This is a genomic window from Paenibacillus sp. XY044 (genome assembly GCF_002257645.1).
Classification (GTDB): domain Bacteria; phylum Bacillota; class Bacilli; order Paenibacillales; family Paenibacillaceae; genus Paenibacillus_AQ.
This window is the reverse complement of sequence record NZ_NQMO01000002.1, coordinates 471214-497616: the sequence shown is the minus strand read 5'-3', so window position 1 is coordinate 497616 and position 26403 is coordinate 471214. Positions and strand designations below refer to the sequence as shown.

The following is a 26403-nucleotide window of genomic DNA, read 5'->3' as shown; positions in this document are numbered from 1 at the left end:
AACTCCGGCCGGAAAGCTCCCGTTCACCCCACGCTTCTGCGGCTGCCGGGCTGTCGGCGGTACCGGATGCGGATCAGCCGGATCCGCTCGTAGCGCTGCTCCATCCCGCTTCCTCCAGCTGCTTCTTCGCCGTATACCTGCTGCAGCACAGGTTTCAGGAGGGCGTCGCCCATTTCCTCCAAAGCAGCCCACACCCGCTCCTGCTCCTCCGGAGGCATCTCCTTCAGCTCGCTCTCGATCAGCCGGTCCGTGTCATACCCTTCCTTCTCCAGCTGCTCCAGCGCCTCCACCAAATCTCTGCGCGGCAGGCTGCATTCCTGTTCCAGCTGCTGCAGGTTCATCCCCTCATAAATTCCTTTCAGCATGGCGCGCCGGGTCCGGTATTTATCGAGGTCCTGCTTGTACTTATGCTCCTTCTGCTTGTAGGTCCACGATAAATACGACTGCTCGTCCAGGGCGTCGTTCACCCAATCCAGCGGAAAATCGTGGCTGCGCTCCACCGTTCCCGCAATTTCGATCAGATCGGCCCCGTACTCCGACGCCTTGCTCTCCCCGACACCCGGAAGCTGCAGCAGCTCTTCGATGCTCTGCGGCACAAACGCGCTGATCAGCCGGAGCACCCGATTGCTGGCGATAAAATAAGGGGCTTTGCGTTCGCTGGCCGCCTTCCTTCTCCGCCAGACGGTCAGCTCGGCGTACAGCTCCTCGTTGTTGTGCAGTTCGCTGTAGCAGTACAGCTTCTGCACGGCATGGCTGCGTCCCTTCAGCTCCTCTTCCTCATGGAACGTGCCGTCGATTAGCGGACGAAAGCCTTCGCCGAGCTTGACGGCCAGGCCGTGCCTGTAGATGTACAGCATCTCGTTCCACGATCCTCCTTCATACCAAGGGGAATCTATGGCTTCCCCGTCCATCTCCAGATCCCTCCATCCGAGATGCCAGGTCCCCTCCTCTTCGCCGATCCATACCTGGGCGAGCTGCTCTGCCTCACTTCCGCCATCCTTCACAAGCCGGTTCATAAAAACGATCTGCATGTTCACCAATTCCTCCATCCCCATTGGGTAATCAGCACAACGCAAAAAAGCACCCCTCTTATAAATAAGAGAGGTGCTTCCCCATTCGTGCAGATGTGCTGTTATAGATGATCATACCATATTATGTAAAATGGTCAATGGTATTTTCGCCAAATCTTTGAATAAACCGTTTCAGCTCTGAATCAGCGCGGAATGATACTTCTGCAGCTTTACTCGGGTTTCCGGCGAAGGGCTGTAGATCATGACCTTCATGTCCGGGTCTTCGGGCGCCTGCAGCGTAATATGCTCAAATTCCAGGTGTCCCATGACCGGATGCTCGATTTCTTTATGCCCTTCCATTTTTTCCGCAGGATCGTGCTGAAGCCAGAGGCGGGAAAAATCGAGACTTGCCTCCTTCAGGTCCCGGATCAATGCATCCATACCCTCGTCCTCCATATAACGGGCTCTCGCAGTATGGAATTCCGAGATGACGCTTCTGGCCACCCGGTCCCAATCGAGGTACCGCTGCCTGGCCACAGGGAGCGTAAACAGCCGCCACACCAAGTTGTAATGATGCGGCGGAGCCGGGATATCCATCGCAAAGATGTCGCCCGCCATCACGTTCCAGGCCAGGAAGTCCCATCGTCTGCCCATTACATAGGCGGGGACCGGATTCAGGTCGTCCAACACGCTCTGCAGAGTCGGGCTCACCTTTTCTTCCGGCAGGGCAAGCGGCGGCAGGGACTCGCCGGCGAGAAGAAACAGATGGCGGCGTTCATTGGCGCTTAACCTTAGAGCCTGGGACAAGCTGTCCAGAATTTGCCCGGAAGGGTGCACATCCCGGCCCTGCTCGAGCCAGATATACCACGAGGTCCCCATATTAGCCAGGAGCGCCACTTCCTCCCGCCTTAGTCCAGGGGTACGCCGCTGCGAACCGGTGGACAGCCCATAGTCCTCCGGAGACAGGCTCTCCCTTTTGCTCCGTAAAAACTGGCCGAGCGCTGCGCGGCGATCCCGGTCGTTCATATCGATCACTCCTCATCGTGGTGTTCCGAAACCTATGTTCAAGCCGCCTCTTCACCCGTCATTTCACCCAAAGTATACTCAGCCTTAGAGCATGAGTCAATTTCAGAGCTGTTTCACCAAGCAGCCGCTCTGGATCATTCAAAGGAGGCAACCATACATGAATCAGAATACTTCTCAGCATCTTCAAACCGGACAGGGATTGCTCCACGATAAAGTGGCGATCATTACAGGGGCCAGCCGCGGAATCGGCGCCGCAGCCGCAAGGCTGTTCGCCCGGGAAGGAGCACAGGTAACCCTGGTCGCCAGAACGGAGTCCAGCCTTTCGGCACTGACCGAGGAAATCCGTGCTGCCGGCGGTCAAGCGGATTACGTCATCGCTAACCTGGCGGAAGCCGGGAGCATCGAGCACGCGGTGCAGACGACGCTTGACCGTTACGGCCGCCTCGACATCGCCTTTAATAATGCCGGGGCTTCCATCCCCCCGACACCGCTCGCCGAGACGGAAGAGCCAGGTTTTGACTTCATTCAGGACGTAAACTACAAAGCCATATGGCGGGCCATGATTGCCGAAATCCGGGCGATCCGCAGCACATCAGGCCGTGGTGCGATCGTTAACACCAGCAGCGTCGGCAGCTTGCGGGGGACCCCAACCCTCTCCCTCTACGCTGCAGCGAAACGGGCGATCAACAGCCTTACGCAAACGGCCGCGATCGAATGCGGTCCGGAGGGCATCCGGATCAATGCGATCGCTCCGGGAACGACCATGACCGAAATGATACAGGACTGGGAATCGCAGCAGCCTGGCGTCATCGATCATCTGAATGCTCAGACGCCGCTGCGCCGCGCGGCGGAGCCGGACGAAATCGCGGAGGCCGCCGCATGGCTCTTAAGCGACCGCGCGGCTTACGTCACCGGGGTGGTTCTGCCGGTTGACGGGGGCTTAAGCGCCTAAAGCGCTTAAGATCGGCTTGACCGGCTTGGCTGCAAAAAGGCGTCTCACCTATGCACGGGTGAGGCGCCTTTTCCACTTTGGGGATGAATCCGCCTATTTATGAAACTTACTTGTAGTAGGATGTAGTTAATGGAACAAACATGGCCCCGTTATTTAGCACATCTGCATAGACGAACAACTCATTAACGCCGGAAATGTCGACGACGATCGTCTTCAATCCTTCGCTCACGGCGACCTTGTCGACTTTCAGTTTGACGTCTTTTTCGCTGTCGCTAATGTAGAAGTTATCGATGTCTTCCCCAACGGCAGCCACCTGCAAGTAGAGTTTTTGATATTTTCCTTTCGGGTACAGCATCAAGCTGCTGCTGCGCTTGCCGCTGCCGTTATCGAAGAAGGCTTCTTTGTAATCTTTGCCCTGATACGTCGTCAGAGCCGGATCCTTCGTGTAATACATGTCACTGAAGCCTTTGGCGATGGCGACGCCTTCCGCCTTTTCTCCGAGTTCGACCGTGTAGGTTTGCGGATTATAAGATGCCGCCACGCCCATCACGTCCGCAATCGCGCGAACCGGAAGGTACGTCGTTCCGTTATATGTAATCGGCAGTACTGCATTTCCTTTTTCGTCTCTTGGCTGAACAGGCGTCCCGTTGTATTTGATCTGTACGCTGCTGTTCAAGTAAGCCTTAACTTCCTGGAGTTTGGCTCCCGCATAAACGCCGGAACCGGCTGTTAGCAGCAGTGCCGCCGCCAGCGTCGTAACCATCCACTTCTTATTCAACTGTTCCACTCCCCACAACTCATGGATTTTATTTCCTTATATACTATGAAATATAGTGACTAACCTTTCATAAAACAAGTGACTAACTAACTAAACTATTTTTAAGGATAGATCCAAAGTACGGCATAAATACGAAAAAGAGGGCTTTTCAGCCCTCTTTTTGTTTTCTATTCATCGTCTCCTGGAAGTCCGTCTGTCGATCGAAGCTTCGGCTTAACCCGCCGCCAGCGCTTTCTTGGCGAGCGCAAGCGCGCCGCACAGGCCGGCGTTGTCGCCGAGCTGAGGCGAAACGATGTAATTCTCAATATCGTCCATGATGGCTGGAACCTGAACGTATCCGTTCAACTGCTTACGCAGTTCGGCGTGAATGAGCGGGAACAGCTGCAGCTGCTTCATGACACCGCCGCCCATGACGATTTTTTGCGGAGACAGGATCAGAATATAGTTCATCAGCGCCTGAGCGAGATAGTAAGCTTCCATCGCCCATGCCGGATGGTCCGGCGTCAATTCCGCGCCCGGAACGCCCCAGCGTTTGGACAAGGAAGGTCCGGCTGCCAGCCCCTCCAGGCAATCGCCATGATATGGGCAGAAGCCTTCGAATTTATCCTCCGGATGACGGCGGACCAGGATATGCCCCATTTCCGGATGGGACAGGCCATGAATCAACTCTCCGCCCACGACCGCACCGGCGCCGATGCCCGTGCCAACGGTAATGTACAGGCAGCTCTCCAGCCCCTGAGCCGCACCCCAAGTCGCTTCGCCCAAAGCGGCGCCGTTTACGTCCGTATCGAATTCGATCGGCAGATCGAAGTGCGAACGCAAATGTCCGACAATATCAAAATTGCTCCAATAAGGTTTCGGCGTCGTCGTAATCCGTCCGTATGTAGGACTTCCCTTAACCGGATCGATCGGCCCGAATGAACCTGTCCCGATCGCCGCAATGTCTTTGCCTTTAAAGAAATCGACCACCTGGGCCATCGTTTCCTCCGGCGTCGTTGTCGGGAAGCTGATCCGTTCCAGAACGGTACCGTCCTCTTGGCCGATTCCGCATACGAATTTGGTTCCCCCTGCTTCAATAGCTCCTAATAGACTCATCGTAGTAGTTCCCTCCTGCAGCGGGCCTCCCCAGCCCTGTATAAATGCCATATATCTTCTATTTTGTCTATCAAACAATCACGGGCATTATAGCCCAGTTAATCCGTGAAAGTCAATCCAATTCAGCACAAAAGAGCCGGCGCTCCATAAACGCCAGCACTCTGCGCTCATTAGCCGATGGCCAGTCCCATGAGAGAACACAGGCTCTTCATTTCCAGCTCTTCAAACTTGCTGATCACCTGATGATGGTCAAGCGACAGCTGGCATACATCGAGCGAGCAGGCGACGGGCACGCAGCAGTGAATCTCAGCCAGCTTGCGCGACAGATGCAGCATGTCGAGGTCGGCCTCGATCTTGGAGCGGATACTCTTGGACAGCTGGTCCAGATTTTCCAGAATGCCTTCGACGGTGTCGTATTCCTGCACGAGCTTGATCGCCGTTTTCTCGCCGATGCCCTTCACGCCGGGGTAGTTATCGCTCGTATCGCCCATAAGCGCCTTCACGTCGATGATCTGCCGCGGGCGCAGCTGCTTCTCTTCATACAGGGATTCCGGCGTATACACTTTGTAATTGCCGTGCCCTTTTTTCATAATAATGACCGTCGTCCGATCGCTGACCAGCTGCAGCAAATCGTTATCGCCGGACAGGACCATCACGTCCATCTCCCGTCCGAACTGATCGGCCAGCGTACCGATGCAGTCGTCCGCTTCATAGCCTTCCGCGCTGATATTCGGTACGCCAAGGCTGTCCATCACCTCGCGGATCATCGAAAACTGCGGAACCAGATCATTCGGAGCGTCGGGACGATTGCCTTTATAGGCGGCAAACTGCTGTCCGCGGAACGTACCGCCGCCCAGATCCCAGCAGCAGACCACATGGGTCGGATTAAACGTTTGCACTGCATCCCAGAAATAACGGATAAAGCCGTATATCGCGTTCGTCGGAACTCCCGCCTTCGTGCGGCGAATGTAGCCGCTGGACGCGGTTGCGAAATAAGCTCTGAATAATAAGGCCATGCCATCCACCAGCATCACGGATTGGCGCTGTTCATTTGCTATCACTTCTCGGTTCTCCCCTTGTCTGCCTGTTTCCCCTGGATTCCAAGGTTCGGCACTGCTTCCTCTAGTATAGCATATCCGCCGGGGCATTAGGCCCTTCCTGATATCACCATTCCGGGCTCACTCCTGCCCTCTAGTCCCCCCGTTCAAGTCATAAATCAGACAGCCTGTAACATAAAATTTATGAAGAAGAAATCCCTTTATCTCGAATTCACTAGCAGGAGTTATTCTCCAAAGATCGAATGTTGAAAAGGATAAACCCACCTAAACAAGCAGGAGGTATGAATATGGGAAAAACGATCAAGGTTGCTGTCATCGGCTGCGGGACGATTGCCAGAGCGGCACATATCCCCAACTATTTGAAAAATCCGGACGCCGAAATCAAGTATTTTTGCGACTTGGACAAGAAGAAGGCTGAGCAAGCGGTCAAGGATTATGAATGCGGCACCGCCGTGGAAAATTACCGGGACATCCTGGACGATCCCGAGATCGATGCCGTCTCGGTCTGCACACCCAACGATGCTCATGCCGCCATCTCCATCGATTTTCTGCGGGCGGGCAAGCATGTCTTGTGCGAAAAGCCTGCGGCGCGCACCTACGCGGAAGCGCTGGAGATGCAGAAGGTGCAGCACGAAACGGGCAAGGTGCTGAATATCGGCGTCGTGAACCGGTTCAACAAAAGCGTGAACATGATCAAAAACCTGATCGAGAGCGGCGAGCTCGGCGAGCTGTACCATATCTATGCCAGCTTCCGCGCCCACCGCTCCATTCCCGGACTCGGCGGTGCGTTTACCACCAAATCGATTGCCGGCGGCGGGGTCCTCATCGATTGGGGCGTCCATTATTTGGACATCGTCATGTACTGCGCCGGAGACCCGCGCCCGTTAACGGTATCCGGCCAGGCCTACTCCAAGCTGGGACGGGACCTGCCGAATTACGCCTATCTGAACATGTGGGCGGGGCCGCCCAATTACGCCGGTACCTATGATGTCGACGATTTCGTTACGGCCATGATCCGCACCGAAGGGCCAGGCATCACGATCAACGGCGCCTGGGCGCAGAACATCGGCACACCGGAAACCTACATCGATTTTCTGGGCGATAAAGCAGGGATCCGGCTCCAATACGGAGGGGACTTCACGATCTACGGGGCCAAAGACGGAGCATTGCTGGAAACCAAACCCAAATACACATCGAGCGATCATTTCGAAAACGAAATCAACGGCTTCCTCGAATGCATCCAGACCGGCGTGAAGCTTCCGTCCCATATCGATACCGTCATCGTCACCTCCAAAATGATTCAGGCCATCTACGACTCTTCCGAGCAGCGCAGGGAGATCGCGCTGCAATAAGAGACTTAAGGGGGATTACTGCTTGAAATCTATCGGTTTTATCGATTATTTTCTCGATGAATGGCATGCCGAGCATTATCCGGAGTGGATCGAACAGGCATCGGGCGGTACGATGAAGGTGGCCTATACCTATGGAATGGCCGATTCGCCAACCGGACGCACCAACGCGCAGTGGAGCGAAGACAAGGGCATCGAGCTGCTCCCTTCGATTGCCGAGGTCGTCGAGAGGAGCGATGTTCTCATCGTCCTCTCTCCCGACCATCCGCAGTACCACGAATCGCTCGCCCAGCTTCCGCTGCAATCCGGCAAGCCTACCTATATTGACAAAACCTTTGCTCCAGACCGCCAGGCCGCTCTGCGCTTATTCGACCTCGCGCAGCAGCACGGAACGCCGCTGTTCTCCAGCTCGGCGCTTCGCTTCGCCGCGGAGTACGCCGGAGCCGAGCGCGCCGGCATCGAGAACATCATCAGCTTCGGTCCGGGGCAGTACGACAACTATTCGATCCACCAGATCGAGCCGATCGTCTCCCTGCTGGGCCCCGGCGCCCGCCGGATCATGTATACCGGAACGCCCCATGCCCCGTCCTGGCTGATCGGATTCAGCGGGGGCCGCCAGGCCGAGATCCATCATCTCGGCGGGGGATGTCCCTTTTCGCTGGCGGTCAGCTACACATCCGGCAAGACGAACATGCTGAAAGCGGACTCCGATTATTTCGGGCTGTTCGCTGGGGCGCTCGTCCGCTTCTTCGAAACCGGAACTCCGCCTGTCGATCCGGCCGAGACGATATCCATCATCACGATCATTGAGCAAGGCTTCAAGGCGAAGGAAGCGCCCTACCAATGGGTAGAGCTCCCTTTGGAATAAAATCCTCGAACGCAAAACAAAAACGGTGGCTATTAGCCACCGTTTTTTTCACGGAATCCCAGACTACGCCCAGTTCTCCTCGAACAGATCCTCTTTAAAGCCGACCGTCACCTTGCTGCCGTCGGTAACGATCGGACGTTTGATCAACCGGCCGTTTCCGGATAGCAGCTTGATTTGCTCTTCCCGGCTCATGGCCGTCAGTTTGTCCTTCAGGCCCAGCTCCTTGTATGCCTCTCCGCTCGTGTTAAAAAACTTCTTCAAGTCCAGCCCGCTATTCTCGACCAGGCGGGACAGCTCGTCCGGAGCCGGCGGGTCCTCCCATAAATGCTGGAGCTCCAGTTCATGGCCGTGCGCTTCCAGCCATTTGACCGCACTGCGGCACGTACCGCATTTGGGATAATGATATACTTTCAATTTGCTCATCGTTACTCACTCTTTCGTTGATCAGGATCATGTTGCTTTGCTTCGGCAATGAGACGGGTCATGTCCGGCGGCAGCGGCGCCTGGAAGGTCATCCGCTCCAGGGTGACGGGATGCTGAAAGGACAGCTCCCAGGCGTGCAGCGCCTGACGCGAAATGCTGTGGTCCAGCAGCACCACCGCCCGCTCGGATGGGGTTAATTCCTGCGGCAGATCGGACTTCGGGGTCCATTCTTCACCTTGCGGCAGCATCCGGTAGACCGGATGACGGTACAGCTTGTCGCCGATCAGCGGGCAGCCGATGCTGGTCATATGGACGCGGATCTGGTGGGTTCTCCCCGTCTCCAGCTTCAGCTGGACGAGCGAAGAGGATCCGTACGCTTCGACGACCTTATACCGCGTCAGCGACGGATACCCGTCAGACGTGACGATGCGCCGGTGCGGCTCCTCCGGGTCACGGTCGATCGGCCCGTCCACCTCTCCTTCTTCCGGAAGCGGAACGCCGTGAACGAGGGCCAGGTACCTTTTATCCACCTCGTTTGCGATCATTTGCTCCGATATATGCTGGTGGACATACGGATTTTTGGCGATGGCGATGACGCCCGAAGTCTCCTGGTCCAGCCGGTGGACGGCTCGGAAGCGGAATTCCTCGCCCTTGTCGCGCCAATAGTGAACCACGCCGTTCGCCAAGGTTCCCGTATAGTGTCCATGCGTCGGATGCACGATGATGCCGGCTTCCTTGTTCACGATCAGCAGGTGCTCATCCTCGTACAAAATGCGAAAAGGAATGGGCTCCGGCAGAATATCATCCGAGATTTCCTTCTCCATCCGGATTTCCACCAAATCCCCATCCCTGACCGGAACGCTGATGTACACTCTTTGGCCATTCACGGTAATCCCCTGTTCCGTCAGCTTTAGGCGGGACTGCAGCTTGCGGGATACGTGGAGTCTCTTCTGCAGAATCGTCTTCAGCAGCCACCCGTCTTCCGAAGGCGGGACGGTATATGAAATCGGGGAATAATATTCGCTCATTTTTTCCGTCCGAATACCTTTTTGCTTCGCACGTATTCGATATCCGCCACACCGCTGCGGGCGTTGGCCGTCCGGGCCACAACGAAGAAGTAATCCGACAGACGGTTCAGATATCTGCGCACATCGGGATTAATCTCTTTCTCCCGTCCCAGCGTGACGACTCTGCGCTCCGCGCGGCGGCATACGGTCCGGCATACATGCAGCGTGGACGCCAGCAGGGTGCCTCCAGGCAGAATAAAGCGCTCCAGCTCCGGTGTCTCCTCCATGTAAACATCCATCCACTGCTCAAGCCGCGTCACTTTGTCGGGACCGACCTTGTATTTGCTCTCGCTCAGCTTCACAAAAGCCAGATCCGAGCCGCAGTCAAACAGCTCATGCTGAATCTCGATCATATTCTCTTTCAGGTCCTGCAATGACTCCGCTTCCATCAGGCTGATCGCCTGGCCCACAAAGCAGTTCAGCTCGTCAATCGTACCGTAGGCCTCAACCTGCAGGTCATCCTTCAGCACGCGCCCGCCAATGACGGACGTTTCGCCTTCGTCGCCTGTGCGTGTGTAGATTCTCACGGGCTTCTTCTCCCCTTTATCGCGTTTTTTCAGACATCATAGGAATCGCGGGAGCCGCGTCTCCTGTGCTGCTTTCCTTACTCCGTCAATGCCTTGAGCGCCTTTACCGCATTGTCGACCGACTTGGCCGAGATCGGGATGGTGGCGTACAGTTTCTCCGGAACGTATTTCTGGTCTTTGAAAAATTTCATGTCACGGACAGGAATGCCGTACAGATGCTCGGTCGTATCCGTCGTGCCGTCTTCTTTTTCCTCGTTGCTCGCGAACACGCCGGCCGGATATTTTTTCGGGTCAAAATACGAATCTAGCACGGTATGACCGCCCATTTTGGCGTAATTTTTCATATCGTCTTCCGGCAGAAAAATGATGTCATGGCCGCCGGCAGCATATTCTACCATCAGCTTCTCCGGATTATAAATCGGACTGGCCGATACCTTGACCTTCAGATCAGGCCCCATCACTTCCTGAAGCTTGTCCTGCAACTTCTCATACACTTGAGACGGATCAGACTGATTGTCAATCATAAAGACCGATAATGCGTTTTTATCTCCCTTGCCGCAACCCGTCAGCAATACAACGGCAAAGACAACCAGCAGCGCCAGCTTCCCGTATACCTTCAACTCCTGCTCCCCCTTTTCTCCGATAGGTTCAATATATCACAACCTGATGAGAGAAAAAAAGAAGACCCCATTCCGGGGTCTTCCTACTGCCGATTATGACTTCTTCTTTGGGCAGCTTTTCATATATTCGTTTATTTTCAAATCCAGCAAACTGCTGATTTCGATCACAATTTCCGAAGTAAAAGATTGTTCCTGCATAAAGATCTGTTCCATTTTTTTGCGGAGCATCATGATTTCGTCTTCCAAGGATAAAGTCTTCGTCTGATCTGTCGTTTTGGTTGACCATTTTACATTGTTGCTGCCTTCAGCTGCGTAGTGTCCGCGAAATGCAGGCAAATCATATTCAGCGCAAAACAAGGTCATCCCTCCTTGGCAAGTCAATTTTTGCTCCCAAAATAGAATTATAACATACAAATAAATAAATAAAAGTGAAATTTATGTTAAATTCTACTAGAAACAGGGAATCTTTGTTCAGCTAGTTTTCAGTTTGTGGACAAATTCTCCAATGCGATCCAGCGCCTCTGTCAGCTGTGCGACAGAAGTGGCATACGAGCAGCGGAGAAAGCCTTCTCCACCCAGTCCAAAGGCCGTTCCAGGCACGGCGGCAACCTTCGCTTCCATCAGCAGGCGCTGGGCAAACTCATCCGAGGACAGCCCGGTCTGGGCAATGCTAGGGAAGGCATAAAAGGCTCCCTGAGGCTCATGACACGGCAGCCCAATATCCACAAAGCCCTGCACGATCAAGCGGCGCCGCTGGTTGTAGGAATCGATCATCCGATCCTTTTCTCCCAGCCCGTTGGTCAGTGCCTCCAGCGCGGCCACCTGCCCCATAACCGGCGCACACATCACCGTGTATTGGTGGATCTTCAGCATGGCGGCGATCAGGTCCGGATGGGCGCAGGCATAACCCATGCGCCAGCCGGTCATGGCGAACGCCTTGGAAAAGCCGCTGACCAGTACCGTCCGGTCCATCATGCCCGGAATCGAGGCGAAGCTAACATGCTTCTGCGTATACGTCAGTTCGGCATAAATCTCGTCGGAAATGACGATCAAGTCGTGCTTCTCCACCAATTTGGCGATCGGCAGCCAGTCTTCGTAAGTCATAATGGCGCCGGTCGGATTGCTCGGGTAGCATAAAATCAGCACTTTGGATTTCGGCGTGATTTTGGCCTCGAGCGCTTCAGCCGTCAGCTTGAAGTCGTTCTCAGCGAACGTCTCGATGCCGACCGGAACCCCGCCGCCGATCGAAGTGATCGGAGAGTAGGACACGTAGCAGGGCTCGGGGATAAGAATTTCGTCCCCAGGTACGATCAGCGCCCGCAGCGCCAGATCGATCGCCTCGCTGCCGCCGACCGTCACCAGAATCTCATTGGACGGCTGGTAGGATACCTGAAAGCTGTCATATAAATACTGGGCGATAGCTTCCCGGAGCTCGATCATCCCGGCATTGGAGGTATAAGCCGTGCGCCCCCGCTCAAGGGAATATACGCAGGCTTCTCTCACATGCCATGGAGTCGTGAAGTCCGGTTCCCCTACGCCCAGCGTGATAATGTCCTTGCTTCCTTCGGCCAAGTCAAAAAATCGGCGGATTCCGGATGGCGGAATGTCTCGGACCAAAGGAGACAGATATGATTTCATCGATTTCGAATCCTGCTGCTTCTTCGTTTCTTCATTCACGATCATGACACATCTTCCTTTACGGTGAGATCATGAGACGGTTATCTTCTTCGCGGTCCTCAAAAATAATCCCGTCCTGCTTATATTTCTTCAAAATAAAATTCGTCTTCGTCGACAATACCGAATCGATCGGCGACAGCTTCTCGGAAACGAAGTTGGCCACCTCTCGCAGGTTGCGTCCTTCCACTTCCACAAGAAGGTCATAGGCTCCTGACATAAGATACACGGATTTTACCTGCGGATACAAATAGATCCGCTCCGCGATCCCTTCAAAGCCCCGCCCTCGTTCGGGCGTAATTTGCACTTCGATCAAGGCGGTTACCGTCTCGTCTTCAATCTTGCTCCAGTTCACGACCGCCGCATATTTTACGATGACATGGTCTTTTTCCAGCTCCGCGATCGCTTCTTTGACCGCTTCCTCTTCAACGCCGATGAGCGTTGCCAGCAGGGCCGGGGACCGTCTCGCGTCTTCGTTCAACAGGTCGAGGACCTTCAGTTTCAAATCCGTCAGTTGTTTCATACAGCATCCTCCAGCGCTTGTTCCACGGGCCTTCTTCACTATTACGACAAAGGACCCGGGTTCGAGATTAATACTAATATTACATGAAATTTTCATGCATGCAAAGAAAAACCGTCTCCCCGGCGTGGGCCGAAATAGAGACGGCAAAATGGGTCCATGCTTCATCGAAGCAGGTTTTCGGGTAGTTATTTTATATGCTAGGTGACGACGCCTAAGAGAACATACCGACGCCGTGCACCTCCGGCACTTTACATGTACTGCGGATTTTGGGAGCTTTGCTGCTGCTGGTATGGATTGGCTGCCTGGGCATATTGGCCCATGCTGCTCGTTTTTTGCTGCACGAACTGGCGGTTCTTTTGCTGCAAATTGCGCGCATCCTGAATCGACTTGTCCACATCTTGGCGAAGTGCCTGGGATGACGTGGAGTACATATTCATCTGCTTCATCAGATTGTACAATTCTCCCTGCATGCGGAGCGTATCGTTCGTCAGCTGGGTAAACATTTGCCGTACGGTAGGGCAGGAGGATTCCGTCGTTGCCGTGGTGTATTCGCGGACCGTTCTTTTCAGATCGGCCAGAATCGTGTACAGCAAGTCCTCGTCCTGCATGAACTGCGAGTTATTGGAAGTTTGATAATTCATTACGCATGCCTCCTAAGCTATCATTGTTGTGGACTCGTCGGCGCCAGCGGCTGGTGCTGCGAAACGGCCTGAACGAGCAAATCGATATGGTGGTCCATCGAACGGATGTATTGCTGGCACGCCTGCTGAATCGTCGGGTTCTGCGTAGCAGCGGCCGTTGCCGCACACTGCTTGATCAGCAAATCCTCATTGGAAATCGAATCGACGATATATTCCAGCTCCTTGCCGGTAATCGCCTGCATTTGATTGGACTGCATCGGTATTCCTCCTCTGGATATCTCTAACTCAATCCGTATTATGTCCCGGGAGAGGTTTTCTATGTATTGTCTGGCATGACCTCTCCTTCACCGAATCTGCCTGCATCAGGCTATAAATTGTCCGCATGGAGCAAATACTTTGAATACTACCGATAAGGGGCGAAACGACATATGATTCTGAATAAAGGGAACTTAGCATGGCCGTCTACGCTGAATCCGGCACCCGCTTATCCGGAGCTGGCCGAAGATCTGTCCTGCGACGTACTGGTCATTGGCGGCGGCATGGGCGGAGCTCTTCTCGTCCACAAGCTGTCCGGGTTAAACCTTCAGACGGTTTTGCTGGAAAAAGGACGTATCGCCGGGGGAAGCACATCGGCCAACACCGGTCTGCTCCAAAGCTTCAATGATAAATCCCTGACCTCCATCATCCATACCTTTGGCGAGCAGACCGGCATCGCTTTTTACCAAATGTGCAAGGAGGCGATGCGCAAACTCAAAGAAGCAGCCGCCGGCCTCAAGCTTGAACCCGAGCTTATCCCCCGCAACAGCCTTTATTACGCCAGCAGCGAGGAAGACGTGCCTAACCTGAAAGCGGAATATGAAACCCTCCGCAAGCACGGTTTTGAAACGTTATATTGGGATCAGGCCGATATCGCAGCACGGTTTCCCTTCTCCAAATCCGCGGCGTTGTATACGGCCGGTGATGCCGAAGTCAACCCGTTCCGTTTCGTTCATGCCCTCGTTCAATACGCGGCCGATCAGGGGGTACAGGTGTACGAAAACAGCCCTGTCGTTCATTTGGAATATGAAGAAGACGGCGTGGTTTGTTATACGCGCACCGGCCGGATCTTCGCCCGTAAAGTCGTTCATGCGAGCGGTTATGAGACGCAGGAAGAGAAGCCGGACCGCAACGCGCTTCTTCAGACGACCTATGCGATCGTCACGAGTCCCGTATCCGATTTTACCGGTTGGCACGAGCGCTGCCTGATCTGGGAATCCGCCCGGCCGTATCTCTACATGCGGACCACCCCGGACAACCGCATTGTGGCAGGTGGGCTGGATGAGCATCCGGTCGCTCCGGAGGAAAGGGAAGGCCGTATCCGGCATAAAAGCGAATTGCTGCTGAATGAGATTAAATCCCTGTTCCCCCGTTATGCCGGGATCAAGGCCGACTATGCGTGGGCTTCCCTTTTTGGGATTACTCATGACGGACTGCCCATGATCGGTCCGCATTCCCGCTATCCTCACAGCTATTTTATTGAAGCCTATGGCGGGAACGGGACAGTCTACTGCATGATTGCGGCGGAACTGCTGGGTGACGTTCTTAACGGGAAAACGCGCTCCGAGCTGGAGCTCTTCGCTCTGGAGCGAACTTCCAAACCGTCTCCGGAAGCGCAGGTTCCCGGCAACTGAACCCGGTCAATCAAAAAACCCCTGACTCCATACGAAGGAATCAGGGGATTTTTTTCTGCGTAATTATTCGATTCAGGTACCTGCCGATTTCCCTGGCTTGAGAAGCCGTCTCACGCAGACCCAGCTAATAATCGGCGATGCGCCGAGTACGAGCATCAGCACGGTAATGGTGCTCTGATCTTTGCTGAAAGACAACACGATAATAAAGATCAGCGTCCCGAGCAGTCTGCCGACCATCAGGCTCAGCTCGCGCAGAACGACCAGCTCGACCCGTTTTTCCACGTTTTCGTTGCTGGTGCCCATCAAGTCGAAGCCGGATGAGACCATCGGCAGGATGTACAGCGGCATAAAGATGGCCGTTCCTACGCCGAGCAGGAGCAGGGTGAAATAACTGACCTTCCAGATCAGCGGCACCATGACCACCCACAGCAGTAGAGCACCCACCAGCATGCCGGCGCTTCGGTAGGCCGGTTTGAACCATTTGCCCGCCAGCCAGTACGTGGCCAAGGATACCGCGGACGTAATGAGCGAGAACTGCCCCAGCTTCGACTCCTGCTTCGTGGCTACGAACACAAGGAGGTTGATCAGAAAGGCGAACACCCCTTCCCGAATCCCCTGCGCTGCCAGACCCGAGGCCATCAGCCGCCAAGGGCTGCCCTTGTCCTTCAGCTGCTTCACAGGCTCGAGCCAGTCGTAGGCTCCGCCCTTCTTTCTCTTTTTCAGAAAGAAGCTCAGCACCACGCCAAGCGCATAAATGATCAGGGACGTCGTAAATATGATCCGATATCCCCGGTCGCCCTTCAGCATGGAGATCAGCAGGCCGGAAAACCAGGGTCCAACAATGCCCGTAATAGAGCCGAGCAGGCCGACCCACCCGTTAAACAGGTCCCGGTTCTCGGGATCGGTGACTTCAAAATAGACCACGTTGAAAGCGATCCAGAAGAGCCCGATGGCAATACCGAGCAGAATGCCCAGCGGCCAAATATAATAAATCGCCTTTTCCCCAACCCACAGAACCAGCAAATAAAAAAGGCCCGTCAGCCCGATCCCCAGCCTGAGGGCGTTCATTTTGTTATACTCCTTCACCCATTTGCCGGCCAGCCAAAAGGTAAGCCCGACGGCCAGCTGCTGGGCGACGGTAAACCATCCGATCATCGCGTAATCCTGTTTGCTTTTCCATAAATATACGTTCAGAAACGTACCCGACAATGCGCCGGATAAAACAATCAGCCCGTTAACGGCAAGCAGCAGTATCGTTTGTCGGTTCAGCCGCGCAGATGATTTCATAATTACCCCCTTCATATCCGGGTCTACCTTCTTAGTAGTTCCCTAAAAGGGGGCAAATCATCGATCGGTTTGCAATTTTACGAATTCTTCTCTTGACTCAGGTGGTCGACCATCCGCAGCCGGTCTTCCTCGGCCAGATTGTATTCGACATGGAAGCAACCCGTGCAAATATACATTTGAACCTGAAAAGGCGGCTCCAATACAGGGCCCTGGAGCACACCGAAAACCGCAGGCTGAAAGGGGGCGCCTACCTGCTGCGTGCCGGCAAGTACCATGTAATCACGGCATTTCGGGCATTCCGGCACTTCCTCCTGCTCATCCAGAATTTGCTCCAACGTCTCCTCGTAGTTCATGAGGTCATGACTATCCTCATATTTATCGAGCGTCCGGATCGACGGAGGCAGCGACTGCATATCTTCCTGGCCCCAGAAAGGAATTTCTTTACCTTCCTCCTCAGGGAGCTCCCAATCTGTACCTACGATCCCCTCATGCTCCTCCGTTACGTCCGCTTCCTCTTCTTCCTCGCCCAGCTGGATGTTCAGCGTCCGGTAACCCTTCAGCTCATTATGGCAGTAGGGGCATTCATCCTCGGGGCCCAGTTCCTCGTCCCATACGATCTCCGTCTGGCACCAAGGGCAAACCGTGGTTTCCATATGATCCATCTCCTTAATGTTTCATCAAATACACGACGCCGACGACAAAGAAGGCGACCGCAGCGACGAACAAAATCCTCGCCAAATTTTTCATGTGTTCCTCCTACATTAAACAGGCTCCAATCACGTATGAAAGGGACACCGGGATCAGCATGGAGATCAGGCCGACGGCCCGGTTATCCCGTTTAATCTCTTCGTCAACGGAAAACACCGGAGTCAAAAATTCATACAGCAGGTAGGCAACAAACAGCAGCAGAAAGCCGTAAACTGCCCACTTCATCATGTCATAGATCGACGTCTTGGATTCGATGCTGTACCTTAGCACATTGCAAATGCCGAATATTTTGCCTCCGGTAGCCAGTGCCGCGGCAATATTGCCTCGTCCGATCTCGTCCCAGCACTGGTACCTCGCCACGATTTCAAAGCAGGACAGAAAAACGATCAAGCCCAGAATTGCTACCGAAAAATAACCAATCAGCGTACCGATCGGATAGGCCAACAGCAGATCAGCCCCGTTCTTCACTCCCAACATCCCCCTGTTCCAGCTGAAATTCAGGCTAAACACCCATATTATTTAAGCTCAGCCACCGTCACGCCGGTTCCGCCTTCGCCGTAATTCCCCAGACGGTAACTTTTAATATGCTTGTGTCTCCGAAGATATTCCGAGATTCCCTGTCTCAAAATACCCGTGCCTTTTCCGTGGATCAGGTATACTTGGCCGAGGTTCGACAAAAATGCTTCGTCGATAAAACGGTCCACTTCGATCAGCGCCTCTTCCAGATTCGTGCCGCGCAGATCCAGCTCGCTGCGGACGTTGTCGTCCCGGGTACGCTTGACCGTGGTCGCATGCCGCTGAACCTGCTTCTCGGCCGGTTTGTTCGCGTTCACCAGCTCGAGGTCGTCCAGGCTGACCTTCATTTTCATAATACCGAGCTGAACCACGGCCTCCTTGGCGCCGGACAGCTCCACGATGTGGCCCTTCTGATTCAGGCTGTAGACCATTACCTCATCGCCAGGCTCGATCTGGCGCGGCGCATTGGCCTTCGGCTTGGCCGCCCCCTTCTTGCGCTGCTGGGGTTCGGCCTCATCAAGCTGGCGGCGGGCGGCGATCAGCTTATGCTCCTTAACCGAAGCCCCTTCCTCCTTCGCCATCTGCCGCAAATCGGCAATGATCTGCTCCGCTTCGCGGCGGGCTTTGGCGATGACCTCTTTGGCTTCGGCCCGGGCCTTCTCGACCAGCCGGTCGCGCTGCTCTTCGAGCTTCTCAAGCTCCTGCTGATGCCGGCTGCGCAGCTGCTCCATCTCCTGGCGGAGCTTCTCAGCCTTCTCGCGCTCGCTCTCGGCACCGAGCCGGTTTTCCTCCAGGGAGGCGATCATGTGCTCGACGCGCTGATCTTCCTCTTTCACTTCCCCGCGGGCATAGTCCAGTATAACCTGCGGAAGGCCAAGTCTCTCCCCAATCGCGAATGCGTTGCTTCGTCCCGGAACGCCGACGAGAAGCCGGTAAGTCGGACTCAGCGTGTTCACGTCAAATTCCATGCTGGCGTTAATGACGCCTTTACGTTCATACGCATATGCCTTAAGTTCGCTGTAGTGGGTCGTAGCCACCATCCGGCATCCCAGGCTGTGGATATGCTCCAGAATGGAAATGGCAAGCGCCGAACCCTCCGCCGGATCGGTCCCGGCCCCTACTTCGTCAAGCAGCACCAGGCTCTTCGGCGTCATATGATTCAAAATGCGAATAATATTGGTCATATGGCTGGAAAATGTACTGAGGCTCTGTTCGATGCTCTGCTCGTCTCCGATATCGGCATAAATGGCGTCGAACACGCAGAGCTGGCTTCCTTCCTCTACGGGAACGAACAGGCCGGACATCGCCATCAGGCTCAGCAGTCCGATCGTCTTCAGCGTGACGGTCTTACCGCCGGTATTCGGCCCGGTCACGATAATGGAAGTATACGAATTGCCCAGCTCCACGTCGATCGGCACGACCTTTTCGATATCGATCAGCGGATGGCGCCCCTTTTTCAGCTTCAAGTACCCGCGGTCATTCATTCTCGGCTGGCTGGCCTTCATGACATGCGCCAGACGGCCTTTAGCAAAAATAAAGTCGAGCTGACCCAGCAGATCGATATCGAGCAGCAGAAGTTCCGCTTGTTCCCCGACGAGCGCCGTCAGCTTTTGCAAAATAATTTCAATTTCACGCTCTTCCTTCATCCGGGTTTCGCGCAGCTTGTTGTTCATCGCCACGATCGATTCAGGCTCGATAAAGAGCGTCGCCCCCGAACCGGACTGGTCATGCACGATCCCGCCAAAATAGGAGCGGTATTCCGCTTTGACCGGAATGACAAACCGGTCCCCGCGGATCGTGATGAGCTGATCCTGCAGCATTTTGGCCACGCTGGAGGAACGGATCATCGAATCCAGCTTCTCCCGGATCCGCACCTCGCCGGATCTCAGCTCACGCCGAACCTGGGCGAGCCCTGGGCTGGCGGAATCGAGCACTTCCGCGCTTTCGTCGATGCATGCTTTAATAGCATCTTCCAGCGGCTTCTGCTCGGATAAATTTTCGCTGATGCCTGCCAGAAGATGAATCGGCTCATCCTCATGAACGTTCGCGATGAACCGCTTGATCCGTCTCGAACCGTTCACAGTGTTGCCGATGCCCAGCAGCTCATGCGGGCTCAGGGTGCCGCCGATTCTGGCGCGCTTCAGCGGAGCGGCAATATCCGTGATGCCGCCGAAGGACGGATTTCCCTTCAATCGGTCCACGGTGTATGCCTCGTCGGTTGCCTGAAGCAAACGCTTTACCGATTCGAGATCGGTATCGGGCTTCAAAGACTCGGCCGCCCCCCTGCCCATCGAGGTTTGGGTGTATGCAGCGCATTTATCTAAAATCTTGCGGTATTCGAGCGTATGCAAAATCTTGTCGTCCAACAGTATTCACTACTCCTCTCGTGCAATGCCTTTATTATATACGAAATGTTTGCCGCTTCGCCATTTGCAGCGTTAAATCATTCCATACATAACATGGCGATAATTGAATACAATAAGGTTTGCATAACACAGTATCCATGTGTAAAGGAGGCCAGTTGCATGCATTTTCTGGGTCATGTCGTTCGCTTCATCGTGTCCGCGATCGTCCTAATGATCGTAGGCTGGATCGTTCCCCAATTTTCCGTCGGAGGTTTCTGGAGCGCCCTGCTGCTCGCTTTGGTAATCGCTCTGCTGGGGTGGATCATTGAAGGAATCTTCGGCAAAAGGGTTACCCCCTTCGGACGCGGGATCGTCGGCTTCATCGTCAGTGCCCTCGTCATATACATCGCCCAATTTATCGTCAGCGGCGTTGAAGTCACCCTACTCGGCGCGATTCTCGCCGCACTCGTCATCGGTATTATCGACCTGTTTATCCCGGTATCCGCATTTAATGCCGGAAGGGACAAGCGTTAAGCCGTCACTTGAATGAAAACCCCTGCCTAAGGACAGGGGTTTTTTCCTTGTTATCCGGCATAATCCGCCGCGTCTTCACCCGCGGTCACCACTTTATTTTTACCTGTCCGTTTGGCCTGATACAGCGCAAGGTCCGCTTTCCGGAATAACGATTCCTTATCGTCCCCTTGCTGGAAATTGCACAGACCGATGCTGACCGTGACCGGCTTCACCATATGCGGGAGCTCGGTTCGGGCAATCCCTTCACGCAGCTGTTCGGCCATATGCTCCGCTGCTTCCAGCGTCTTATCCGCCATAATGACGGCAAACTCCTCTCCGCCATACCGCGCGGCAAAATCATTCGGCGTCATCGTCGACATCACCTTCGAGGCGACCTCTTTCAGAACGACATCGCCCACCCAATGCCCGTAATTATCATTGACCTTCTTGAAATTATCAATATCGATAATGGCCAGCTGCAGCGGGAGCTGATACTTCTCGCAGTGCTCCAGCAAAGCCTCCAGGTATTCGTGAAACGCTTTGTGATTGTATAACCCGGTAAGCGCATCGATTTTGAGCAGCTTGTCCGATATCGTTCTTTCCACTAAGAGCTGCTGCTCCGATTTCAAGACCGATTCCAGATGGCGCATAAATTCCTTGACCCGGACCAAAATGGTGTGACCGATCAAAATGCTGACAATAAACACGCTTTGGATTTGAATGAATTCCTGAATGGGTTTGTGGTATAGGGAGCGTTCGGTGAAGAGATAGATGACACCATAAATGAGGATTGTTAACGAGCCAAAGCCGTATAGAAGTTTGCGGTCAAAATAAACGACAGAAATCAGTACGGGCAGAAGGAGGGCCATCTGCGCCCCGTCCACGATCGGCTGAATGATGAAATAGATCAGATAGGAGAGCAAAAATCCGCAGCCGACCACGGCCTGCTTCCTGTATTTAGGTTCGAATCGCAGCCAGGCTTGTGCCGCCAGCATCAGCAATAGGATGCAGCCGTCCGGCACGCCCAGACGCAGCCAATCTTCCGGCCTGTCTCCGGCGGTCACCGAAGGAATGCAGCCTAACAGCAGCAGAACCGCTTCCGCCGCGAAAAACATCAGCGTCACAATCCAATAAGCGTTTAATATTTTGCGATGCCATAAATCTTCCAAAATCAACTCAGTGCGATTCATTGGAATTTCATTCCCCTACTCTTCTAAACAAGAATATTTGCGGGCCAGGTACATCGTCAAGCTCATTATATCTTAAATCCAAGATAAGCACTATCCTTTTTCCAAGCAAAACCCGTTTCCTGATGATCAAACTACTGAGGCCTGAGTTCACCAATTTTTCAAATGAACCGTATCCCCGCATATCCATTTTAAGGTATGATTAGGCTTGGAATCATTTTGATATCATGAAGGTATACATAAAGGAGGATCACAAGTGAAGAAGACACTGGCTGTCGTCTTTTCCTGCGTGCTGATTCTGGTACTGTCCGCTTGCGGCGCATCCAAGAGCGACGATTCTGCTTCAGGCAGCGGAGTCACCGAAACTGGTGTAGCACCGAGCGAGGAATTGGTCATTAAGGCGACAAACTATGCATTCGATCAAAAAGAATATCATCTCAAAAAGGGCGTTCCCGTCAAAATTACGCTCGAAAACGACGAGGGCAACCATGGCGTCCTCATCCCCGGTCTCGAGCTTCAGCTTGACGGCAAAAACAAGTCCGCGGTAGTCACGCCCGAAAAAGCCGGCACGTTCGAAATGGCCTGTTCGGTATTTTGCGGAGCGGGACATTCCGGCATGATTGCCAAAGTCATCGTGGACGAATAGACGCTAAGCAGCCCTTGTACTAACATAAAATCCCCTCGAAGTATGCTTCAGGATGGTGCATGATCCGTCCTGCCGCATTATTTCGAGGGGATTTTCATTTAGGTGTGGAATGTGGATGGTCTAAAGGGTCAGTTCTGATCCTGTTCGATCAGTTCAATCCACTCGTTATATTCGGTCTGCAGCTTGGAATACTCGTCCTGAAGCAGACGATATTCTTCTTCCAGCTTGCCCGTCTTCTCCAGCTGAATCTCATGCTCTGCCTGAAGCAGGCGGTATTGATGCGTCACCAGCTCGAAGCTTTCGCCCACTTGGCGAAGCTCTTCCGCGACCGTCTCCTTCTCGCCCTGGATTCGGGTAAGCTGCTGCTCGCCGGCAGCGATCTGCTGCTGCCAAGCCTCAAGCTCCTCTTGCAGCTCCAGCTCCCGGCTGCCCCAGACTTCCTGCTGATCCATCATATCCTTCAGCTTGTCCTGATAAGACTGCATGGATTGCTCGGCACTGCGCAACAGACCGCGCAGTTCGGTCTCCCGGTCGGCCGCCTCGTCCAGCTGCACCGATGCTTCCTCCAGCTTCTTCACCGCAGCATCTTTTTCCTCCAGCATAAGCAGGTATTCGATTTCGGTATCCTCCTGGCGGCTCTGCGCTTCCTTCACCTGGCGCTGCAGCTCCTCATACTGCCGCTGCAAGCCCTGATACTGCTGATTCAAGCTGTTGTACTGCTCGCGCTGCGCGTCGGTCTGGCTGCGCAGCTGTTCGTATTGCTCCTGGGCCGCACGGTTCACCCGCTGCAGTTCCTCGAACTGAGCTTGAACGCCTTTGGCTTGAAGCTCCAGCTCCTCATACCGCGCATCGGCTTGCTCCGACTGCTGACGCAAAGAGCTGTTGTCACGGGCATATTCCTCGGACTGCTGCCGCAGGCGCCCGATCATCTCCCGGCTGTCTTCCAGCTGCTGCTCCAAATCCGCAAGCTGTTCCGCTCTGGCGTCATGCGCCTGCTGCAGCTCCTGATACAGCTCCTGATGGTCATCATATTCCATCCGCAGCTCATGATACTGCTCCTGCCGTTCTTCCAGACGGAGCTGCAGCGTACGATACTGCTCTTGATGACCTTCAAACTGCTGCTGTACGGACAAATGCTCCTCTTCGAGATCCTCCAGAGCCCGGCGGGCCGATCGGTGCTCCGCCTGCTGTTCTTCGAGCTGCTCTTGAACCTCCAGATACTGATTCTCGAGGTCTTCGAGCGCCTGACGGGTCGTCTGGTGCTCCTTCCGCTGCTCCTCCAGCTGCCGCTGTACCGCTTGATACTGTCCCTCGCGTTCCTTCAGCGCCTGAGCTGCAGAGTGGTGCTGCTCCTGATGCTCTTCCAGCTCCAGCTGCAACGCTAAGTACTGCTCTTCGCGTTCCTTCAGCGCTTGGGCTGCCGTTTGATGCTGTTCCTGCTGGTCTTCCAGCTGCAGCTGCAACGCTATCGACTGCTCCTCGCGTTCCTTCAGTGCCTGGGCTGTCGTTTGGTACCGTTTCTGCTGCTCTTCCAACTCCAGCTGCAGCGCTAAGTACTGCTCTTCGCGTTCCTTCAGCGCCTGGGCTGCCGTTTGGTACCGTTTCTGCTGCTCTTCCAATTCCAACTGCAGCGCTAAGTACTGCTCCTCACGTTCCTTCAGCGCCTGAGCTGCCGTTTGATGCTGTTCACGCTGCTCTTCCAGTTGGCCTTGGAGCGCTTGATACTGCTCCTCGCGTTCCTTCAGCTTCTGGGCTGCAGAGTGGTGCTGCTCCTGATGCACTTCCAGCTCCTGCTGTAAGGCTAAGTACTGTACCTCGCGTTCTTTCAGCGCCTTAGCTGCCGTTTGGTGCTGTTCACGCTGTTCCTCCAACTGCTGCTGCAACGCTCCGCACTGCCCCTGCTGCTCTTCGAGCAGAAGCTGGGCGAGCTCATACTGCTCTTCATGTTCAGCTACCTGCTTCCGCAGCTCGCCGCACTGCCGCTCATATTCTTCTGAACGGCTCTGCAGCTCGGCATAGCTCGCCTGCTGTTCTTCCCACTGTTCCTTCAGGCCGGCATAACGCTTCCGGTCTTCTTCCGCCTGAAGCTCCAGCTCCGCATGCTTCTGCCGGCTTCTCTCCAGCTCCTGCCGCAGGTTCTGCACGCTCTCTTGCTGCTCCTCCGACTGAATTTCTAGCTCGAGATACACCTCCTGCTGTTCTTCCAATTGAAGCCGAAGATCCTTAAGCTGCTGCGCGTATTGACCCGACTGCCGCTCCAGAACAGCGATCTGCTCCTCTTTGGCTTCGATCTGCCGGCCGTAATCTTGCAGATCCTGCTCCCGCCCTTGCAGCGTCTGATTCAACGACTCCAGCTCTTGCTCCTTCGCGGCCAGCTCCTTCTGCTGGGCCTCCAGACGTTCCTGCAGACGCTGAAGCTCCTCTTCCTGCTCCGAGGATGAACGCTCCTGCGCCTGCAGCTTCTGCACCTGGGCTTCGAGCTGCTTCTGCTTGTTTGCCAGCTCCTGCGCAAGCTGTTGCAGCCGCTCTTCCTTCGCGGTGAGCTCCTGCCGGAGCGCTTCACGTTGCCGCTCAGCTTCCTGGCGGAGCTTGCCCTCGCCGTCCGCCTGTTCTTTCAGCACGCTCAATTCATCATGCAGCGAAGCCATGCCCGTCTCCAGCGTCTCGTTCTGTTCGCCGGCTTCCAGCACCTGCAGTTCCAAATCGCCGATCTCTACCTTCTGCTTCTCGATCGTGCTTTGAAGGGTTTCGGCTTCGGCCGTCAACTGGGCGATTTCGCCGGTCATTTTCTTGGAAGCCTCGCTGTAATCCTCAAGCAGCTTCTGCATGCGGCGGTGTTCTTCTTCCGAAGCGGCCGCCTCGTCCTTCAGCTGGCTGATCTGCCCGTTCAGCGCTTCTTCCTGCTCGGTCAAGGCCTGCACCTGCGCCTTGGCCTCCTCCTCGCGCACCAGCACGTCTTGATGCTGCTGACGCAGTCTGGAGTAAGCCTCCTTGGCATTCTTCAGCTCCTGCTCCATGTTCCGCAGCTTCTCCTGAAGCTGGCTGCTGCCGCCGCTAAGCTCGGTCAACTGCTGCTGCAGTTCCTGAATGGAGGCCGCATGCTTTTCTTCGAGCTCCTTGACCGCTCCCTGATGCTTCTGCTCCAGCTCGGTGATCTTCGCGCGGCTCTTCTCCTCGGCTTCCTTCAAGGCTCCGAGCCGCTTCTGCTCGGCGGATTGAAGTGCTCCCGCATGCTTCCGTTCCAGCTCCTGCACGGCCGCTTTATGCCGTTCTTCCACAGCCTGCTTGTCCTTCTGCATTTGCTCCGCGGCCTGTTTCTCCTTGCGAAGCAAAGATTCCTTCTGTTCCGTCTCCCGCTTCAGTGAAGCGCGGAGCTGATCCAGTTCCTTCGTCAACGTATTTCGCGTCTGATCCAGCCGCGCCGAGAGCTCGGACTTGGACTGCTCCAGCTCCTTCGCAAGCGCAGCCTTCTCCTGCTCAAGCAGCGCTTGCAGCTCATCCTTCTCCTTCTTGATCCGCTGCGCTTCTTCCTTCTGTTTGTTGACTTCGGCCAGCTGCTCGTCCCGCTGGGACTGCAGCCTGGTGAGCTGCGAGCTCAGCTCGCTGCGCTCGCCGGTCAGCATCTTCACTTCGTTGCGGAGATCCTGCATCTGCACGGCTTCCTCCGCCATATGAACCGCGGCCAGAACGGCAATCCTTGGAGTATCCAGCCGGGAATTGCTTTTGGAAATGGCATTCATCCGTTCATCGACATAACTGGCAATTTTCCTCATATAGTCGGCACTGCTGCCTACCAGTTTATAAGAAGTCCCGTAGATCTCCACGGAGACGCGTGTTCGATCAGGTGTAGTCACAGTTGTGCCCTCCTTCATATGTGTGTTGACTCTAAGATGTCTTGTTCTCTCCAAAAAAAAATCACA

General features: G+C 54.7%; 26 protein-coding genes. 6 read left to right on the top strand and 20 right to left on the bottom strand.

Features of this window, described 5'->3' with window-relative positions:
* Nucleotides 1-23: 23 nt before the first annotated feature.
* A complete protein-coding gene (locus CJP46_RS10720; protein WP_094596134.1) occupies nt 24-1031 on the bottom strand; it encodes an HRDC domain-containing protein in 1008 nt (335 codons plus the stop codon).
* A gap of 171 nt (nt 1032-1202) precedes the next feature.
* Nucleotides 1203-2036: a helix-turn-helix transcriptional regulator gene (locus CJP46_RS10715; RefSeq protein ID WP_094595589.1), complete on the bottom strand. Its 834-nt coding sequence runs from the start codon at nt 2034-2036 to the stop codon at nt 1203-1205.
* 157 nt (nt 2037-2193) lie between these two features.
* Between CJP46_RS10715 and CJP46_RS10710 the strand changes: the two genes are divergently transcribed.
* Entirely contained in the window at nt 2194-2988 is a 795-nt protein-coding gene (locus tag CJP46_RS10710; RefSeq protein WP_094595588.1) for an SDR family NAD(P)-dependent oxidoreductase, read from the top strand.
* Nucleotides 2989-3094: 106 nt separating this feature from the next.
* Here CJP46_RS10710 and CJP46_RS10705 read toward each other — a convergent pair whose 3' ends face one another.
* From CJP46_RS10705 to CJP46_RS10695, 3 genes are all read right to left on the bottom strand, one after another.
* A complete protein-coding gene (locus CJP46_RS10705) occupies nt 3095-3775 on the bottom strand; it encodes a copper amine oxidase N-terminal domain-containing protein (RefSeq protein ID WP_256992294.1) in 681 nt (226 codons plus the stop codon).
* Nucleotides 3776-3979: 204 nt separating this feature from the next.
* Nucleotides 3980-4861, bottom strand: coding sequence for an ROK family protein (locus tag CJP46_RS10700; RefSeq protein ID WP_094595587.1), 882 nt, complete (start codon nt 4859-4861; stop codon nt 3980-3982).
* Between the two features lie 170 nt (nt 4862-5031).
* A complete protein-coding gene (locus CJP46_RS10695; RefSeq protein WP_094596132.1) occupies nt 5032-5892 on the bottom strand; it encodes a 5'-3' exonuclease in 861 nt (286 codons plus the stop codon).
* A gap of 314 nt (nt 5893-6206) precedes the next feature.
* Here CJP46_RS10695 and CJP46_RS10690 point away from each other — a divergent pair, with 314 nt between their 5' ends.
* Both CJP46_RS10690 and CJP46_RS10685 read left to right on the top strand, forming a co-directional pair.
* Entirely contained in the window at nt 6207-7271 is a 1065-nt protein-coding gene (locus tag CJP46_RS10690; RefSeq protein ID WP_094595586.1) for a Gfo/Idh/MocA family protein, read from the top strand.
* A gap of 22 nt (nt 7272-7293) precedes the next feature.
* Nucleotides 7294-8136 (top strand): Gfo/Idh/MocA family oxidoreductase, encoded by an 843-nt coding sequence (locus CJP46_RS10685; protein ID WP_094595585.1) that lies wholly within the window; start codon nt 7294-7296, stop codon nt 8134-8136.
* Between the two features lie 63 nt (nt 8137-8199).
* Here CJP46_RS10685 and CJP46_RS10680 read toward each other — a convergent pair whose 3' ends face one another.
* The 9 genes from CJP46_RS10680 to CJP46_RS10640 all read right to left on the bottom strand — a co-directional run bounded on the left by CJP46_RS10680 (nt 8200) and on the right by CJP46_RS10640 (nt 13868).
* Nucleotides 8200-8559: an arsenate reductase family protein gene (locus CJP46_RS10680; protein ID WP_094595584.1), complete on the bottom strand. Its 360-nt coding sequence runs from the start codon at nt 8557-8559 to the stop codon at nt 8200-8202.
* A gap of 2 nt (nt 8560-8561) precedes the next feature.
* Entirely contained in the window at nt 8562-9587 is a 1026-nt protein-coding gene (locus CJP46_RS10675; protein WP_094595583.1) for an RluA family pseudouridine synthase, read from the bottom strand.
* Nucleotides 9584-10153: a cob(I)yrinic acid a,c-diamide adenosyltransferase gene (locus CJP46_RS10670; protein WP_094595582.1), complete on the bottom strand. Its 570-nt coding sequence runs from the start codon at nt 10151-10153 to the stop codon at nt 9584-9586. The genes CJP46_RS10675 and CJP46_RS10670 overlap by 4 nt, the downstream gene beginning before the upstream one ends.
* A 77-nt stretch (nt 10154-10230) precedes the next feature.
* Nucleotides 10231-10773 carry a hypothetical protein gene (locus tag CJP46_RS10665; RefSeq protein WP_094595581.1) on the bottom strand — a complete coding sequence of 181 codons (543 nt, stop codon included), beginning with the start codon at nt 10771-10773 and terminating at the stop codon, nt 10231-10233.
* Nucleotides 10774-10866: 93 nt separating this feature from the next.
* The gene (locus tag CJP46_RS10660; protein ID WP_076170672.1) at nt 10867-11130 is read right to left on the bottom strand and encodes an aspartyl-phosphate phosphatase Spo0E family protein; all 264 of its coding nucleotides are present in this window, start codon (nt 11128-11130) and stop codon (nt 10867-10869) included.
* A gap of 114 nt (nt 11131-11244) precedes the next feature.
* The gene (locus CJP46_RS10655) at nt 11245-12456 is read right to left on the bottom strand and encodes an aminotransferase class I/II-fold pyridoxal phosphate-dependent enzyme (RefSeq protein ID WP_094595580.1); all 1212 of its coding nucleotides are present in this window, start codon (nt 12454-12456) and stop codon (nt 11245-11247) included.
* A 13-nt stretch (nt 12457-12469) separates the two neighbouring features.
* Nucleotides 12470-12970 carry an Lrp/AsnC family transcriptional regulator gene (locus CJP46_RS10650; protein ID WP_094595579.1) on the bottom strand — a complete coding sequence of 167 codons (501 nt, stop codon included), beginning with the start codon at nt 12968-12970 and terminating at the stop codon, nt 12470-12472.
* A gap of 248 nt (nt 12971-13218) precedes the next feature.
* Entirely contained in the window at nt 13219-13611 is a 393-nt protein-coding gene (locus tag CJP46_RS10645; RefSeq protein WP_094595578.1) for a spore coat protein, read from the bottom strand.
* Between the two features lie 20 nt (nt 13612-13631).
* Complete coding sequence (locus CJP46_RS10640; protein ID WP_094595577.1) at nt 13632-13868, bottom strand: hypothetical protein; 237 nt, start codon at nt 13866-13868, stop codon at nt 13632-13634.
* Nucleotides 13869-14039: 171 nt separating this feature from the next.
* Between CJP46_RS10640 and CJP46_RS10635 the strand changes: the two genes are divergently transcribed.
* Nucleotides 14040-15281 carry an NAD(P)/FAD-dependent oxidoreductase gene (locus tag CJP46_RS10635; RefSeq protein WP_094595576.1) on the top strand — a complete coding sequence of 414 codons (1242 nt, stop codon included), beginning with the start codon at nt 14040-14042 and terminating at the stop codon, nt 15279-15281.
* Between the two features lie 72 nt (nt 15282-15353).
* Here the strand turns inward: CJP46_RS10635 and CJP46_RS10630 are convergent, their stop codons facing one another.
* The 4 genes from CJP46_RS10630 to CJP46_RS10615 form a co-directional block, all read right to left on the bottom strand.
* On the bottom strand, nt 15354-16568 hold the full coding sequence (locus tag CJP46_RS10630) for an MFS transporter (protein WP_094596131.1): 1215 nt from the start codon (nt 16566-16568) through the stop codon (nt 15354-15356).
* 77 nt (nt 16569-16645) lie between these two features.
* A complete protein-coding gene (locus tag CJP46_RS10625; RefSeq protein ID WP_094595575.1) occupies nt 16646-17221 on the bottom strand; it encodes a hypothetical protein in 576 nt (191 codons plus the stop codon).
* A 103-nt stretch (nt 17222-17324) separates the two neighbouring features.
* Complete coding sequence (locus CJP46_RS10620) at nt 17325-17753, bottom strand: DUF350 domain-containing protein (RefSeq protein WP_094595574.1); 429 nt, start codon at nt 17751-17753, stop codon at nt 17325-17327.
* Nucleotides 17754-17791: 38 nt separating this feature from the next.
* Nucleotides 17792-20158, bottom strand: a complete 2367-nt coding sequence (locus CJP46_RS10615) for an endonuclease MutS2 (protein WP_094595573.1) — start codon at nt 20156-20158, stop codon at nt 17792-17794.
* A gap of 159 nt (nt 20159-20317) precedes the next feature.
* On the opposite strand from CJP46_RS10615, the gene CJP46_RS10610 reads away from it, so the two are divergent.
* Entirely contained in the window at nt 20318-20671 is a 354-nt protein-coding gene (locus CJP46_RS10610; RefSeq protein ID WP_094595572.1) for a phage holin family protein, read from the top strand.
* Between the two features lie 50 nt (nt 20672-20721).
* On the opposite strand, the gene CJP46_RS10605 is transcribed toward CJP46_RS10610, so the two are convergent.
* Entirely contained in the window at nt 20722-21840 is a 1119-nt protein-coding gene (locus CJP46_RS10605; RefSeq protein ID WP_094595571.1) for a GGDEF domain-containing protein, read from the bottom strand.
* A 253-nt stretch (nt 21841-22093) separates the two neighbouring features.
* Between CJP46_RS10605 and CJP46_RS10600 the strand changes: the two genes are divergently transcribed.
* Complete coding sequence (locus tag CJP46_RS10600; protein WP_094595570.1) at nt 22094-22483, top strand: cupredoxin domain-containing protein; 390 nt, start codon at nt 22094-22096, stop codon at nt 22481-22483.
* Nucleotides 22484-22611: 128 nt separating this feature from the next.
* On the opposite strand, the gene CJP46_RS36510 is transcribed toward CJP46_RS10600, so the two are convergent.
* Nucleotides 22612-26337 (bottom strand): hypothetical protein, encoded by a 3726-nt coding sequence (locus tag CJP46_RS36510; protein ID WP_094595569.1) that lies wholly within the window; start codon nt 26335-26337, stop codon nt 22612-22614.
* Nucleotides 26338-26403: the final 66 nt, after the last annotated feature.